Here is a 15,862-nt window from a genome sequence, read left to right as displayed (position 1 = left end):
ATGGCATTTCGTCTTCCTTTGCTTCGTCGTAACTGGCCCACAGCCGGAACACTGGCGCGCGGGCTGGTCGCCGCGATTCTGGTGGCAAGCATCGGCTGGAGCGGGGCGCTTCTGGCCGCCAACCAGAGCATCCAGGGGGCCAAGAAGCCTGATGATGCCGGCTTCGACGGCGATGCCCCGACTGCGATCCTGATTGAGGCCTCCTCAGGCAGCGTGCTGTTCGAGAAGAACGCCGACGAGCTGCGCGCGCCCTCCAGCATGATGAAGCTGATGACGGCGGAAGTCGTCTTCAATGCCATCAAGAAGGGCGACATCAAGCTCACCGACGAGTACCGGATCAGCGAGAATGCCTGGCGCCGGGGCGGCGCGCCCTCGGGCGGCTCGACCATGTTTGCCGCCATCAACAGCAAGGTCTCTGTCGACGATCTCCTGCACGGCGCGATCATCCAGAGCGGCAACGATGCCTGCATCGCGCTCGCCGAAGCCATGGCGGGCAACGAGAAGATCTTCGCGGCCGACTTCATGACCAAGCGCGCCCGCGAGCTCGGCATGACCAGGTCGACCTTCGGCAACTCCAACGGCTTGCCCGACCCCGCCAACAAGATGACGGTGCGCGAGCTCGGAATGCTCGCCCGGCACATCATCCTGGACTTCCCCGAATTCTACAAACTGTTCGGCGAGAAGGAGTACACCTGGAACAAGATCCGCCAGCCCAACCGCAATCCGCTGCTCAATTCGATGGAAGGCGCCGACGGCCTGAAGACCGGCTATACGAAGGAGGGCGGCTACGGCATGGTCGGCTCGGCCGTGCAGAACGGCACGCGGCTGATCGTCGTCGTCAACGGCCTGGACGACCCCGAGGATCGCGCGACGGAAGCCAAGAAAATGCTGGAATGGGGTTTCCGCAATTTCGAGACCCGCACGTTGATCGCGGCCGAGCAGCCCGTCGGCTACGCCAAGGTGTTCGGCGGCGAGAGCCGCTCGGTCAGGCTCGTCGCCAAGACTCCGGTGAAGGTGATGGTGCACAAGAACGGCAGCGACAAGCTGATTGCGCGCGTCGTCTATAGCGGTCCGGTGCGGGCGCCGGTCGAGGCGGGCCAACGGGTCGGCGTGGTCAAGGTCTGGCGCAGCGGCAACATCGCGGTGGAGACGCCGGTCTATGCGGCCGAAGCGATCGGCACCGGCTCAACCGTGCGACGCGCGATCGACGGCGCCAGCGAGCTCGTGATCGGCATGTTCCGCGCAGGCGCCGAGAAGCTCTGATCATGAGTGAGAGCGCGCTACAGCGGCCGTCCGGACGCGGACGTTTCGTCACCTTTGAAGGCGGCGAGGGCACCGGCAAATCGACCCAGATCAAGAAGCTTGCCGACCGCCTCAAGGCGGCAAAGCTGCGCATCCGCGTCACGCGCGAGCCGGGCGGCTCGCCGGGCGCGGAGATCATGCGTCATCTGGTGCTGTCGGGCATGGGCAAGCTGCTCGGCCCCGAGGCGGAAACGCTGCTGTTCGCCGCCGCGCGCGATGACCATGTCCGCACCGTGATCCTGCCTGCGCTCAACCAGGGCACCTGGGTGCTGTGCGACCGCTTCGCCGACTCGACGCGGGCCTATCAGGGTAGCCTCGGCCAAGTGCCTGAGGGCCTGATCAACGCGATGCAGCGGGTCACGATCGGCGATCTCAAGCCGGACCTTACCATCATCCTCGACTTGCCGGTCGAGATCGGCCTGCAACGCGCCGCCGCGCGCCGCGGCAACAGCACGCCGGACCGGTTCGAGGGCGAGAAGCTCGGTTTCCACCAGGGCCTGCGCGAGGCCTATCGCAAGATTGCCGCGGACGATCCCGCACGCTGCGTGCTGATCGACGCCAATTCCGACCCTGACACGGTCGCAGGCCGTGTCTGGACGGCGCTCCGCGATCGTCTCCTTCCCACACCAGCCTCGGTGGTTTCCGTATGAGCCCGCGTCAGACCGAGCGCGAAACCGCCATTCCGCATCCGCGCGAGACATCGAAACTGTTCGGTCATCGCGAGGCGGAGACCGCGCTGTTGACGGCCTATCGCAGCGGCCGCATCCCTCACGCCTGGCTGATCGGCGGGCCGCAGGGCATCGGCAAGGCGACCCTGGCCTATCGCGTGGCGCGCTTCGTGCTAGCCCATGGTCAACCGCTCGCGCCTTCCGTGCAGCGCGCCGAAGACCTCGCGATCGATCCCGATGACGCCGTGGCGCGGCAGGTGGCGGCCGGCTCGCATGGCGGCCTGCTGACGCTGGAGCGTACCGCCAACGATCGCGGCGTGATGCGCACCGTGATCACCGTGGACGAGACGCGCGAGACGATCGGCTTCTTCGGCTCGACCGCCGCGGCCGAAGGCTGGCGCGTCTGCATCGTCGACACCGTCGACGAGCTCAATCCGAATGCAGCCAACGCGCTACTGAAAATTCTCGAGGAACCGCCGCAGCGATCGCTGTTCCTCTTGGTGAGCCACGCGCCCGCGCGCGTGCTCGCCACGATCCAGTCGCGCTGTCGCAAGCTGCGCCTGCGATCGCTCGCCACGAATGATGTGATCGGGGCGGCGGCGTCGGCGGCCGAGCTCGATCCGAACGATCCTGCGCTGCGCGAGGCGGCGGAGGCCTCCGAGGGCAGCGTTGCACGGGCGCTGACGCTGCTCGGCGGCGATGCGCTCAAGCTCCAGCAGCGCACGGCGGCGCTGCTCGCGCGCCTGCCGCAGGTCGATCCGCGCGAATTGCACACGCTCGGCGATTCGCTCGGCACCAGCGACCGCGTCGCGCTCGCGGCCTTCATCGACGGCATCGATCGCTGGATCGCGGAACGCCTGCATGCGGACGAGGCCAATGCCAACCAGAACCTGCCGCGCCTTGCGCGCCTAGCCGAGGTATGGGAAAAGATCGTCCGCGCCGCGCGCGACACCGAAACCTACAATCTGGAACGAAAGCCCTTGGTTTTCTCGGTGTTCGGCTGGCTGGCGGACGCAACGCGCTAAAGCATGATCCGGAACAGTGCGCAGCGGTTTTCCGAAAGATCATGCGCAAATCAATAATCGAACCCAGGTTCGTTTCCAGATTTCGAGAAGCCGGTAAAGGAATTCGTCGTGGCAACGCGAGCTAAGAAAACTGCTAAAGGCAAGGGCCGCAACAAGGCTGCGAAGAAAGCCGCAAAGAAGGCCGTGAAGGCGCGTGCGTCCAAGGCCAACGCCAAGGCGGCCAAGAAAGTCAAGAAGACCAAGAAGGCCACGGCCAAGAAGGGCGCGAAGAAGAGCGCCGTGAAGACGGCAAAGAAGGCGGTCAAGAAGGCTGCGAAGAAGCCGGCTGTCGCCAAGAAGGCTGTGAAGAAGGCCGCTAAGAAGCCAGCCAACAAATCAGCCAAGAACCCCGCCAAGTCGCCTGCGAAGACGGTGGCCAAGAAGGCGAGGGTGGTTGCGCCTGTGATCGCTGCGCCGGCCCCCGCCGCCACGCCGCCGAAGGTTGCCAAGCCGAAGGCACCCCGCGCGCCGAAGCCCGCTGCAGCTCCGCAAGCCGCAGCGCCCGCAGCCACACCAAGGGCTGCCGCGCCCGTTGCCGCCCCCGCGCGCGACAATGTCTTCTACATCACGACCGCCATCGCCTATCCCAACGGCAGTCCGCATATTGGCCACGCCTATGAGGCGATCGCGACCGACGTGCTGGCGCGCTTTGCGCGGCTCGACGGCAAGGACGTGTTCTTCCTGACCGGCACCGACGAGCACGGCCAGAAGATGGTGCAGACGGCGGCAGGCGAGAACATGGCCGTCTCCGCGCTCGCTGCCCGCAATGCCGGTCGCTTCAAGGAGATGGACGAGCGTCTGGACGTGTCGTTCGACCGCTTCATCCGCACCACCGAGGAGCAGCATCATCGCTCCAGCCAGGAGATCTGGCGGCGCATGGAAGCGAACGGCGATATCTATGCCGACATCTATGCCGGCTGGTATTCCGTGCGGGACGAGGCGTATTACGCCGAGGATGAGACGCGCTTGAACGATGACGGCGTCCGGCTCGGCCCGCAGGGCACGCCGGTCGAATGGGTCGAGGAGAAAAGCTATTTCTTCCGCCTGTCGGCATACCAGGACAAGCTGTTGAAGCTCTATGCGGATCAGCCTGACTTCATCGGGCCGGACTCCCGCAAGAACGAGGTGGTGAGCTTCGTCAGAGGCGGCCTGCGTGATCTCTCGATCTCGCGCACCACCTTCGATTGGGGCGTCAAGGTGCCTGGCGACGAAGAGCACGTGATGTATGTCTGGGTCGACGCGCTGACCAACTACATCACCGGCGTCGGCTTCCCCGATGAGAACGACGGAAACTGGCGTTATTGGCCGGCCGACGTGCATATCATCGGCAAGGACATCATCCGATTCCACGCGGTGTATTGGCCGGCGTTCCTGCTGTCGGCCGGGATTCCGCTGCCGAAGCGGGTCTATGCCCACGGCTTCCTGTTCAGCAGGGGCGAGAAGATGTCGAAGTCGGTCGGCAACGTCGTCGATCCCTTCAACCTTGCCGACCAGTACGGCGTCGACCAGGTGCGCTATTTCTTCCTGCGCGAGGTGCCGTTCGGACAGGACGGCAACTACAATCACGAGGCCATCGTGGCGCGCATCAACGCCGATCTCGCCAACGATCTCGGCAACCTCGCGCAGCGTTCGCTGTCGATGATCGCCAAGCAACTCGGCGGCGTACTGCCCGAGCCCGGCGAATTCAGCGACAACGACAAGGCAATCCTGGCGATGGCCGACGGCATGGTCGCCGCATCGCGCGCGGCCATGGCGACGCAGCAGATCCATCACTGGCTCAACGCCGTCTGGGCCGTGGTTGCGGAGGCCAACCGCTATTTCGCGGGCGAGGCGCCGTGGGCGCTCGCCAAGACCGACCCGGCCAGGCAGAAGACGGTGCTCTACGTCACGGCCGAAGTCGTGCGCCAGATCGCGATCCTGGCGCAGCCCGCGATGCCGACCGCCTCGGGATTGCTGCTCGACAGCCTCGGCATCCCGGATGGGGAGCGCAACTTCGCCATGCTCGGCGGTGCCAAGCGCATCGCGCCCGGCTCGACCCTGCCGGCGCCGACGCCGGCGTTCCCGCGCTACATCGAGCCGGCAGCCTAGGACGTTTGCGCGATGCTGGTCGACAGCCACTGCCATCTGGATTTTCCGGATTTTGCGGAAGATCTCGACGGGATCGTATCGCGGGCCCGCGCGGCCGGCATCGGCCGCATGGTCACGATCTCGACCCGGGTGCGGAAGCTCGATCAGCTTCTGGCCATCACTGAGCGCTATGAGGACGTCTACTGCTCGGTCGGCACTCATCCGCACAATGCGGATGAGGAGGACGGTATCGCATCGGACGAGCTGGTTGCGCTGACGGAGCATCCCAAGGTGGTCGCGCTCGGCGAAGCCGGGCTCGACTATTTTTACGACAACGGCTCGCCAGAGGCGCAGGCGAGGGGCTTTCGTGCCCACATCGCCGCCGCCCGCACCACCGGCCTGCCGCTGGTGATCCACACCCGCGAAGCCGACGAGGACTGCGCGCGCATCCTGGAGGAGGAGGCGGCCAAGGGCGCGTTTCGCGCCGTGCTGCATTGTTACACCGGCGGGCGCGAGCTGGCGCTGAAGGCGGTGTCGCTCGGGCTCTATATCGGTTTCACGGGCATCCTGACCTTCAAAAAATCGGAGACCTTGCGGGCGCTGGCGGCCGAACTGCCGGCCGATCGCATCCTGGTCGAAACAGACTCGCCCTATCTTGCGCCCGGCAAGTTCCGGGGCAAACGCAACGAGCCCGCTTATGTGGTCGAGGTCGCCAAAGTGCTGGCCGAGACGCGCGGCGTATCGCTTGACCAGATCTCGCGCCAGACCAGCGAGAACTTCTTCCGCCTGTTCTCGAAGGTGAAAGCTTGAAACCGGGAGCCGCATGACGCTGACGCTGACGATCCTGGGCTGCGGCTCCTCCGCCGGCGTGCCGCGCCCGGCGCTGGGCTGGGGCGCCTGCGATCCCAACAATCCCAAGAACCGCCGTCGCCGCTGCTCGCTGCTGGTCGAACGGACCTCCGAGCACGGCACCACGCGCATCGTGATCGACACCTCGCCGGACCTGCGCGAGCAATTGCTCTCGACCAATGTCGATCACATCGACGCGGTGTTCCTGACGCATGAGCATGCCGATCAGACCCACGGCATGGACGATTTGCGTTCGGTCGTGATGCACATGCGCCGTCGTATCCCGACCTACTTCAACCAATCGACGGCCAAGGACATCCTGTCGCGGTTCTCCTATTGCTTCATCGCGCCGGAGGGCAGCGACTATCCGCCGATCCTGACCCGACATTCGATCGAAGCTGGCGAAAGCCAGACCGTTCTGGGGAAGGGGGGCGCCGTAACGATGACGGCCTTCCTGGTGCAGCACGGCAACATTCCCGCGCTCGGCTATCGCATCGGGGATGCGGCCTACACACCCGACCTCAACGACATTCCGCGCGAGAGCTGGGGTACGCTGGAAAATCTGGACCTCTGGATCGTCGATGGCCTGCGCTACACCAACCATGTCAGCCATTTCAGCATCAACGACGCGCTGTCCTGGATCGAACGGTTCAAGCCGAAGCGCGCGGTCATCACCAACATGACGGCCGATGTCGATTACGAAGTCATCCGGCAATCGCTGCCCGCGGGCGTCGTGCCGGCTTTTGACGGGCTGCGGCTGGAAACGCACTGAACCTGCGGTAGAAATTCCCGCCACAAGCAGGCATAGTCCTTGCTTGCACCGGTTGCATCATGTTGATCTAACGTCTGAAAGACAGACGTTGGGCAAGGACGATATTGAAGAGGATCGGCGGCACGCGATACGTGACCGCCGGGTCGGCTGAATCGCCCACATGTGAGATGGGGATCGCGTGGCAGGGGACGACGTAACGGCAGGGGGACTGGTGCGCCGCGCCCTGGATCTCCTTTATCTCGGAGCAGGCTACGCCGCCGGCGTCTTCCTGGTTGCGATCTTTGCAATCATGATGACCATGTCGGTCGGGCGCCAATTTGCGATCAACATTCCCGCCGGCGATGATTTCGCGTCCTGGTGCATGGCCGCGATGGCGTTCCTCGGCCTTGCGCATACCTTCAAGCGCGGAGAGATGATCCGCGTCGGCCTGCTGCTGGAACGTCTGCATGGGCGGACCAAGCAGATCGCGGAGATCGTGGCGCTCGGGATCGCCACCGCCTTCGTGCTCTATTTCACCCGCTATGCCGTGCAGATGACCTACGATTCCTGGCGCTTCAACGATATGGCGCAGGGCGTCGTCGCGCTTCCGCTCTGGATTCCACAGCTCGGCTTCGCCGGCGGTCTTGCGATCCTGTCGATCGCGTTGATCGATGAAATGGTCAATGTCGTCGCCGGCAACCGGCCGACCTACGAAAAGGGCTCGCCGGACGAGACGCCGGACGAGTTCATCGAGCGCATCTCGCAGGGCGGCGGAGGTTGACCATGGCCAATCTCGGCATGATCGAGCTGTCGTTCATCCTGCTCGGCGTCATGATCCTGTTGCTGGGAAGCGGCGTCTGGATCGCGGTCTCGCTCGGGCTCGTCGGCTTCGTGGCGATGGCGCTGACCACGAGCCTGCCGCTCGGTGCCGTGCTCGCCACCACCACCTGGAGCGCCAGCGCGTCGTGGACGCTGGCCGCGTTGCCGCTGTTCATCTGGATGGGCGAGATCCTCTTTCGCACCAAATTGTCGGAAGAGATGTTCCGGGGCCTGTCGCCGTGGGTTCAGTGGCTGCCCGGGCGCCTGACCCATGTGAACGTGATCGGCTGCGGTATCTTCGCCGCGGTGTCGGGCTCTTCGGCCGCGACCTGTGCGACGATCGGCAAGATCGCGCTGCCGGAGCTCGACAAGCGCGGCTACGACAAGGGCTTGAGCCTCGGATCGCTCGCTGGATCCGGCACGCTCGGCCTCCTGATCCCGCCCTCGATCCCGATGGTGGTCTACGCGGTCACGGCGAATGTCTCCGTGCTTCAGGTGTTCCTCGGCGGCTTCCTGCCGGGTGTGCTCGTGATGGTGCTCTATTCGGGCTACATCATCATCTGGTCGCTGCTCAATCCGAAGAAGATTCCGCCGCGCGATCCCCCGATGCCGTTCCGGCAGAAGTTGCGCGAGTCGGCGAGACTCGCGCCCTGCCTGTTGCTGATCCTGGCAGTCTTCCTCTCGCTCGTGCTCGGCTTCGCGACGGCGACGGAATGCGCCGCATGGGGCGTCGCCGGCGCGCTGCTGCTGGCGTGGTGGAGCGGTACGCTGACGCGCAAGAACTTTCTCGAAAGCATCATGAGCGCGACGCGCCTGACCTGCATGATCATGCTGATCCTGGCAGGCGCAGCCTACACCACGGCTGCGATGGCCTATACGGGCATTCCGGCCGCACTCGCCACCTGGGTCCAGGGGCAGCAGCTCACCCCGGGCATGCTCGCGCTGTATCTGAGCATCATGTACATCATCCTCGGCTGCCTGATCGACGGCATCTCGATGATCGTCCTGACCGCCGTCATCGTGCTGCCGATGGTCAGGCAGGCTGGTCTCGACCTGGTCTGGTTCGGCGTCTATCTCATCATCCATGTCGAGATGGCGCAGATCACGCCCCCCGTGGGCTTCAATCTCTTCGTGCTCCAGAACATGAGCGGTCGCGATACGTTCACCGTTGCGCGCGCAGCGTTTCCGTTCTTCGTCCTGCTGCTCGTTGCCGTGTTCATCATCACGGAGTACCCGCAGATCGTGATGTTCCTGCCCAAGCTCGCTTTCCCAGACTGAGCGTACCGGTGTTCAAATTGACTGTGAGGAGAAGCCTGATGATGTCTCGATTGTTTCGCGCATTCTTGACCGCCGGCGTGGTCGTGGCCGCGACGCCCGCTTTGGCCCAGACCAAATGGAATCTGCCGGCAGCGTATCCCGCCGACAATCCGCACTCCGAAAACCTGGTCGCCTTCGCCAAGGACGTCGAAGCAGCCACGTCCGGAAAGCTCCAGATCACGGTTCATCCCGGCGCCTCGCTGTTCAAGGCGCCGGACATCAAGCGCGCGGTGATGACCGGGCAGGCGCAGATGGGCGAGGTGCTGCTCTCGATCCACGAGAACGAGGATCCGATCTTCGGCATCGACGTCGTGCCATTCCTGGCGACCAGCTTCCCGGACGCCATGAAGCTGTATCAGGCCTCCAAGCCTGCGATCGCCAAGAAGCTCGATGCGCAGGGTCTCAAGCTGCTGTTCGTCGTGCCGTGGGCGCCGCAGGGGGTCTATGTCAACAAGCCGCTCGCTACGATCGAAGATATGAAGGGCTTGAAATGGCGGGCCTACAATGTCGGAACCTCGCGCATCGGCGAGCTGGTCGGTGCGCAGTCGGTCACGATCCAGGCCGCGGAATTGCCGCAGGCGCTCGCGACCGGCGTGGTGAATTCCTTCATGTCGTCGGGCGGGACGGGCTACGACGCGAAGGCGTGGGAGTCGCTGAAGTATTTCTATGACGTGCAGGCCTGGATTCCCAAGGACTACACCTTCGTCAACAAGGCCGCGTTCGACGCGCTCGACAAGCCGACCCAGGAGGCCATCCTGAAGGCGGCGGCAGCGGCGGAGACGCGCGGCTGGAAGGCCTGGCAGGACAAGAGCACCTGGTACATCGATCAGCTCAAGGCCAAAGGCATGACCGTCGAGCCGCCGAGCCCGGCGTTGAAGGCCGGCTTCCAGAAGATCGGCGAACAGCTCACGACCGACTGGCTCAAGAAGGCAGGCGCCGACGGTCAGGCGGTCGTCGACGCCTACAAGAAGATGTGAGGACTGATGTCTTCCGCCCGCCACGTGCTCGTGCGGGCGGAAGACTCTCAGACGATGTTCAAGCCGAGATCGCCTTCACTGATCCCACTTCGTTGCGCAGCAGGAATTTTTGGATCTTGCCCGTGGACGTTTTCGGGATCGGCCCGAACACGACCGCCTTCGGCGTCTTGAAGCCCGACATGTGTTTGCGGCAGAACGCGATGATGTCGGCTTCGCTCGCGCTGGCGCCGTCCTTCAACTCGACGAAGGCGCAGGGCACTTCGCCCCATTTCGGATCTGGCTTTGCGACCACGGCGGCAAACAGCACAGCCGGATGTTTGTAGAGGATGTCCTCGACTTCGACGGAGGAGATGTTCTCGCCGCCGGAGATGATGATGTCCTTGGAGCGGTCCTTGATGATGACGTAGCCGTGCTCGTCAAGTACGCCAAGATCGCCGGTGTGAAACCAACCGCCTTCGAATGCTTCCTTGGTCGCCTTCTCGTTCTTGAGATAGCCCTTCATCACGATGTTGCCGCGGAACATGACTTCGCCGATGGTTTCGCCGTCGCGCGGCACCTCTTGCATCGTCTGCGGATCGATGACGGTGACGCCTTCCTCGAGCGGGTAGGGCACGCCCTGCCGGCGCTTCATGCGCGCGCGTTCGGCCGGCGGAAGCTCGTCCCAGCCGGGCTGCTCGGCGCAGACGGAAGCGGGGCCGTAGACCTCGGTCAGCCCGTAGACATGGGTCAGCTTGATGCCGATGCTCTCGGCACCTTCGAGCACCGCGACCGGCGGCGCGGCGCCGGCGATCAGGCCGACGACGCGGCGCGCGGCGTTGCCTTTGGGCGCGTCGGGTGCGTTGATCAGCGTGTTGTAGACGATCGGCGCGCCGCACATGTGGGTGACGCCGTGCTGCTTGATCAGCTCGAAGATCCTGGTCGGCTCGACCTTGCGCAGGCAGACATTGATGCCGGCGGCCGCCGCGATCGTCCAGGGGAAGCACCAGCCGTTGCAGTGGAACATCGGCAGCGTCCAGAGATAGACCGGATGCTGGCCGAGATTGCCGGCAAGGATGTTGCTGACGGCGTTGAGATAGGCGCCGCGATGATGGGTGACGACGCCCTTGGGATTTCCGGTCGTGCCCGAGGTGTAGCTCAGCGCGATCGCGTCCCACTCGTCCTGCGGCGGGATCGCCGTGAACGCAGGATCGCCTTCCGCGACTGCGGCTTCATATTCGATCTCGCCGATGCGACTGCCGCCTTTGACTGATGCGTCGTCGACGTCGACTACGAATGGCTTTGGCCCGCTCATCTGCGCCAGCGCGTCACTTATGACGCCCGAAAACTCGGGATCAACCAGGATGATCTTGGCGCCGCCATGGTCGAGCTGAAACGCGATCGAAGGCGCATCGAGGCGGATGTTCAGCGCGTTGAGCACAGCGCCGGTCATGGGCACCGCGAAATGCGCTTCGTTCATCGCCGGGATGTTCGGCAGCATCGCCGCGACGGTGTCGCCGACGCCAATGCCCTTGCGCGCGAGCCAGGACGCGAAACGCTTGCAGCGCTCATAGGTCTGCGCCCAGGTGAAGCTGCGGCCCTCATAGACCGTGCTGACATGATCGGGATAAACGGCGGCGCTGCGCGCGAGAAAGCTGAGCGGACTCAGCGGCACATAGTTGGCGGGCGTCTTGTCGAGGCCGATATTGTACTGATTCTGCCGCTCACTCATCGACACCCTCCGTCAAACGCCTCAAAGGAATCCGATCGAAATCCACGGGAAGATCGCGACGATGATCAATCCCACCAGCAGCGCCAGCAGATAGCCCCAGATCGGGCGGATGCCCTCGGCCGGATCGACGCGTCCGATGGCGCAGGCGGCATAATAGCCGACGCCGAAGGGCGGGGCGAATAGTCCGATGCCCATGGCGAGAATGATCACCATGGCGTAGTGCACCTCGTGCACGCCGACGGCCCGGGCGATCGGAAACAGCAGTGGGCCGAACAGCACGATCGCCGGGATGCCCTCCAGCACGCTGCCGAGGATGGTGAAGGCCAGGATCGAGACGGCGATGAAGGTCGCCGCTCCCCCGGGCAGTCCGGTCATGGCCGCCGCCAGCGAGCGCGAGAAGCCTGATTGGGTCAGGCCCCAGGCCATGCCGGTCGCCGTGCCGATGATCAGCAGGATGGCACCCGACAGCGCCGCGGTCTCGACCAGCATCGGAAACAGCCGCGACCAGTCGAAGCGGCGGTAGACGAGGAGGCCGACCAGGGCGCCATAGACGATGCCGATGGTGGAGACCTCGGTCGCGGTCGCGATGCCCTCGACCACGGCGTAGCGGATCACGAAGGGCAGCGCGAGCGCGGGCAGGGCGATGACGAACGTCTTGCCGATCTCGCCACCGCTGGCGCGTCGGACGTGGCTCATGTCCTCGTGGCGGTAGCGCCACCACACCAGCATGCAGAGCGTGATCGCGAGCACGACGCCGGGCAGCAGGCCGCCGGTGAACAGGGCGGCGATCGAGACGCCCGTGACCGAGCCGATCGTGATCAGCACGAGGCTCGGCGGGATGGTCTCGGTTTGGGCTCCGGTGGCCGCCAGCAGCGCGACGAGATCGCCGGGCTTGGCGCCGCGCTGCTTCATCTCCGGAAACAGCACGGGCGCAACGGCCGCCATGTCCGCGGCCTTGGCGCCTGATATGCCCGAGACCAGGTACATGGCGCCGACCAGCACGTAATGCAGGCCGCCGCGGACATGGCCGAGCAGGCTCGCCAGGAACGCCACCATGGCCCGCGCCATGCCGGTCATCTCGATCAGGAGCCCCAGGAACACGAACAGCGGCACCGAGAGCAGGATGAGGTGGCTCATGCCCTCGTCCATCCGCCCGACCAGCACCATGACCGGCGTCCGCGTGGTCAGCGCGAGATAGCCGAAGATCGCAAGGCCGAAGCCGAAGGCAATGGGAACGCCGGCGAAGACGCAGAAGCCGGCGACGCCGACGAAGAAGATGACGAGGTTGAGATTGCCGAGCGGCCGCAGCAACGGCTCCGCCAGCCAGAACAGGCCGATGATGACGGCAACGCTGACGACGGCGGCTGCGACCATCCGGTAATCAGCCGCGCGCAGCAGCCGCAGCAAGGCAAAGACCGCCATCAGCCCGATTCCGGCCGGCAGCGCGGCGGCGCGCCACATATTGGAGATCTGCAGCGCCGGCGTCGTGATGTAGCTCTCTTCGTAGGCGTAGTCGCAGGCCGGCCAGACGATCAGGACCAGGAACGCCAGCGCCGCCGAGGTCGCGACCAGATCGAGATAGGCCCGCATGGCAGGCGTGGCGCTGGCGACGATCGCGGTCATACGCATGTGCTCGGAGCGGCGGAACGCCACCGCCGCGCCCAGCATGGCGAGCCACAGGAAGAGGATCGAGGCGAGCTCGTCCGACCAGATCAGCGGCCGGTGCAGGCCGTAGCGCGCGACCACGCCGGCAAACAGGATCACGATCTCGGCGACGACCAGGATCGCCGCCGGGATTTCGACGACGAGACCGAGCGCGCGCTCGAGCGAAGCCAGCAAGGAAGGTCGGCGAGGGGACTGAAACGCCGCCTCGCCCACCACTCCGGTCACATCGACCTCGACATGAGCCATGATGGCCCCAACGCGTTACGACAGCTTGCCGACGGCCTTTTCCAGGAGGTCCCAGGCCTGGTCGCCATACTTGCCCTTCCACTCGGCATAGAAGCCGGCGGTCCGCAGCTTGTCGCGGAACGGCGCCACCGTGGGCTGATTGAAGGTCAGGCCCTTGGCCGCGAGCTCCTGCTGCAGATTGGCATTGAGCTTGGCGGTGTCGTCACGCTCCTTGACGGCAGCGGCGTTGATGTTCTTGGCGACGATGGTACGCACGTCCTGCGGCAGCTTCTCCCAGGCGCGGCGGTTGGCCAGGAACCAGAAGCCGTCCCACATGTGGTTGGTCAGCGAGCAGTACTTCTGCACCTCGTAGAGCTTGGCAGTCGAGATGATCGCCAGCGGGTTCTCCTGGCCTTCGACGATCTTGGTCTGGAGTGCGGAATAGACCTCACTGAAATTGATCGAGGCGGGCGCCGCGTCGAACGCCTTGAACATCGAGGTCCACAGCGGCGACACCGGCACGCGGATCTTGAAGCCCTTGAGGTCATCAGGCCCGGTGACCGGCTTGCTCGACGAGGTGGTCTGGCGGAAGCCGTTGTCCCAGATCTTGTCCATGACCTCGAGGCCGGCCTTCTTGATCTCGCCGCGGACATGGGCGCCGAGGTCGCCGTCCATGGCCTTCCAGACCGTGTCGTAGTCCGGGAACGCGAAGCCGATGCCGTTGATGGAGGCCGCCGGCACCAGGGTCGACAGGATAAGGCCCGACAGCGTGAAGAACTCGACGCCGCCGGAGCGGATCTGGCTCAGCATGTCGGTGTCGGACCCAAGCTGGTTGTTCGGGAAGATCTGGAGGTCGAACTTGCCGTTGGTCTCGGTCTTGATCGCCGCCGCCATCTCCTTGGCGCGTACGTTCAGCGGATGGGTGTCCGGCAGGTTATTGGCGTATTTGTAGGTGAACTCGGCGCTCTGGGCGCGGGCCACATGGGGCGCACCGATGCCGCCCAGGACCGCGGTCGCAGCGGAGGCCTTGAGAAGCGTGCGTCGGGAAAAACTCATGGGTCTGCTTCCTCGGAAGTTTGTTGTTGTTCTGAGACGCAAACCTATACGGACGGAAGGCCTGAAGGTCATCTGCGATCTCGCGAGGCCTCGCTTATTGCAGCCGGACAAGGTCACGGCAATATCGGCTTTCGCAGAGATGGGCCGGATTCAAAATCTGAAAAACAACCCCATGCACAGTAGCCGTCGAGAACCGGGGCGGCGTCGAGGCCCGGACTGAAAATCGCGCTTCGGCGAAGGTGCGGTGACAGGAATTCCGTCTAAATAACTGATCTGATTGTATATAAAAATATTCCATAATATACCTTATGCGAATTATGGATTAGGCTATAGCCGCTTGCGACCTGCCAGTCGGATCTCGCCTGAACTGAGCCCCTATCGCCAAACCTGTGCGTCTGTTCCGCCGGCGAAGGACGTGCGGCTACTGTCCCGGCCGTGCGGCTATGCGGTTCTGGAGTGCAGCAGCGCGTCACTCCGCCGAAAGCGATCGCAGCCAGGCCAGCCGTGAGATCGCGCGCTCGGCAAGTTGCTGCAGGCTTTCCAGGTGGGCCGCGTCGCTCGACCGCTCGGCGCCGTCGAGGTAGCCGTCGACCAGGGCTTCGGCGATTTCCAGTGGGCCTTTGTGCTCCATGGATGCCGGATAGCTCCCGAGGCCCACGGTGGCGTCGGCCATCTCGATCGTCTGCTGGCGAATGTCCCTGGTCCGGATTGCTGCTGGCCCGCTCAGGCGTTGTTCCATGTCGCCGAGCTGCATGACCAGGCGAAGCTCGAGCCTTTGCGCATCAATTTGCCGCAGAGGCCCGGACGATGCCTCGGCGCCGCTCCGTTCGTGCTCGCGATGATAGGCACGGCGCCTCTCCTTCCGCAGCGTGGCGACATGGCCGAGCTCTTCCTTGGCCATCGCCTCGGACGCCTTCTTGATATCGGGATCATCGGAGTAGGCGGCGAGATAGGACCAGAACGCAAAGGCGCGCTCCTCGTTGCGGACCGCCATCGCGAGCGCGCGGTACGGCGTCATCAAGCGCGACGTTTTGACCTCAGCGGCGGATTCCGGGGCGAGCGTTTCCGGCGCGTCCCAGCGCACCATAGTGGGATCCGGGATCTTGCCGCGCCGCGATTGCGACCACCGCGTGACGCTGTCGACATGCTCGCGCTCGGCGGCCGCGAGCTTCGTGAACACGTCAGCGAGATCATCCTTGCCCTGCCCGCGCATGTCTTCAGCAAGAGCATCATACCTTTTGGCTGCCTCCTGCTCCATTGCATGCGCTAGCGCAAAGAGTTCATCGAGCGATTGCAATACACCTGCGGGCTCAGCGCTCAGCAATGAAGTGCGCAGGAATGGCATGGCAAGGACTCCAAATGCAGGCTTCTGATTCAGCTCAGCGCGAATACAA

The 15,862-nt window shown here is 64.5% G+C and carries 13 protein-coding genes; 9 read left to right on the top strand and 4 right to left on the bottom strand.

Annotated elements, in window-relative coordinates:
• The 9 genes from RAD10_RS19095 to RAD10_RS19055 all read left to right on the top strand — a co-directional run bounded on the left by RAD10_RS19095 (position 1) and on the right by RAD10_RS19055 (position 9,814).
• Positions 1-1,263 (top strand): D-alanyl-D-alanine carboxypeptidase family protein, encoded by a 1,263-nt coding sequence (locus RAD10_RS19095; RefSeq protein WP_461618755.1) that lies wholly within the window; start codon positions 1-3, stop codon positions 1,261-1,263.
• Positions 1,264-1,265: 2 nt separating this feature from the next.
• On the top strand, positions 1,266-1,952 hold the full coding sequence (gene tmk, locus RAD10_RS19090; protein WP_461618754.1) for a dTMP kinase: 687 nt from the start codon (positions 1,266-1,268) through the stop codon (positions 1,950-1,952).
• Positions 1,949-2,995 carry a DNA polymerase III subunit delta' gene (locus RAD10_RS19085; protein ID WP_461618753.1) on the top strand — a complete coding sequence of 349 codons (1,047 nt, stop codon included), beginning with the start codon at positions 1,949-1,951 and terminating at the stop codon, positions 2,993-2,995. The genes tmk and RAD10_RS19085 overlap by 4 nt, the downstream gene beginning before the upstream one ends.
• Before the next feature lie 108 nt (positions 2,996-3,103).
• On the top strand, positions 3,104-5,122 hold the full coding sequence (gene metG / locus RAD10_RS19080; RefSeq protein ID WP_461618752.1) for a methionine--tRNA ligase: 2,019 nt from the start codon (positions 3,104-3,106) through the stop codon (positions 5,120-5,122).
• Positions 5,123-5,134: 12 nt separating this feature from the next.
• Positions 5,135-5,911 (top strand): TatD family hydrolase, encoded by a 777-nt coding sequence (locus tag RAD10_RS19075; RefSeq protein WP_461618751.1) that lies wholly within the window; start codon positions 5,135-5,137, stop codon positions 5,909-5,911.
• A 13-nt stretch (positions 5,912-5,924) separates the two neighbouring features.
• The gene (locus RAD10_RS19070) at positions 5,925-6,722 is read left to right on the top strand and encodes an MBL fold metallo-hydrolase (RefSeq protein ID WP_461618750.1); all 798 of its coding nucleotides are present in this window, start codon (positions 5,925-5,927) and stop codon (positions 6,720-6,722) included.
• Positions 6,723-6,900: 178 nt separating this feature from the next.
• Positions 6,901-7,482 carry a TRAP transporter small permease gene (locus RAD10_RS19065; RefSeq protein WP_104462651.1) on the top strand — a complete coding sequence of 194 codons (582 nt, stop codon included), beginning with the start codon at positions 6,901-6,903 and terminating at the stop codon, positions 7,480-7,482.
• Positions 7,483-7,484: 2 nt separating this feature from the next.
• The gene (locus RAD10_RS19060) at positions 7,485-8,798 is read left to right on the top strand and encodes a TRAP transporter large permease (RefSeq protein ID WP_104462650.1); all 1,314 of its coding nucleotides are present in this window, start codon (positions 7,485-7,487) and stop codon (positions 8,796-8,798) included.
• Between the two features lie 38 nt (positions 8,799-8,836).
• A complete protein-coding gene (locus tag RAD10_RS19055; protein ID WP_461618749.1) occupies positions 8,837-9,814 on the top strand; it encodes a TRAP transporter substrate-binding protein in 978 nt (325 codons plus the stop codon).
• A 58-nt stretch (positions 9,815-9,872) separates the two neighbouring features.
• Here RAD10_RS19055 and RAD10_RS19050 read toward each other — a convergent pair whose 3' ends face one another.
• From RAD10_RS19050 to RAD10_RS19035, 4 genes are all read right to left on the bottom strand, one after another.
• Positions 9,873-11,522, bottom strand: a complete 1,650-nt coding sequence (locus RAD10_RS19050; RefSeq protein ID WP_461618748.1) for an acyl-CoA synthetase — start codon at positions 11,520-11,522, stop codon at positions 9,873-9,875.
• A gap of 21 nt (positions 11,523-11,543) precedes the next feature.
• A complete protein-coding gene (locus RAD10_RS19045) occupies positions 11,544-13,433 on the bottom strand; it encodes a TRAP transporter large permease (protein WP_461618747.1) in 1,890 nt (629 codons plus the stop codon).
• A gap of 15 nt (positions 13,434-13,448) precedes the next feature.
• Positions 13,449-14,468, bottom strand: coding sequence for a TRAP transporter substrate-binding protein (locus RAD10_RS19040; RefSeq protein ID WP_461618746.1), 1,020 nt, complete (start codon positions 14,466-14,468; stop codon positions 13,449-13,451).
• A 469-nt stretch (positions 14,469-14,937) separates the two neighbouring features.
• Positions 14,938-15,813, bottom strand: coding sequence for a ferritin-like domain-containing protein (locus tag RAD10_RS19035; protein WP_461618745.1), 876 nt, complete (start codon positions 15,811-15,813; stop codon positions 14,938-14,940).
• Positions 15,814-15,862: the final 49 nt, after the last annotated feature.

Source organism: Bradyrhizobium sp. 23AC, from assembly GCF_054863025.1.
This window is presented reverse-complemented; position numbering and strand designations above follow the sequence as displayed.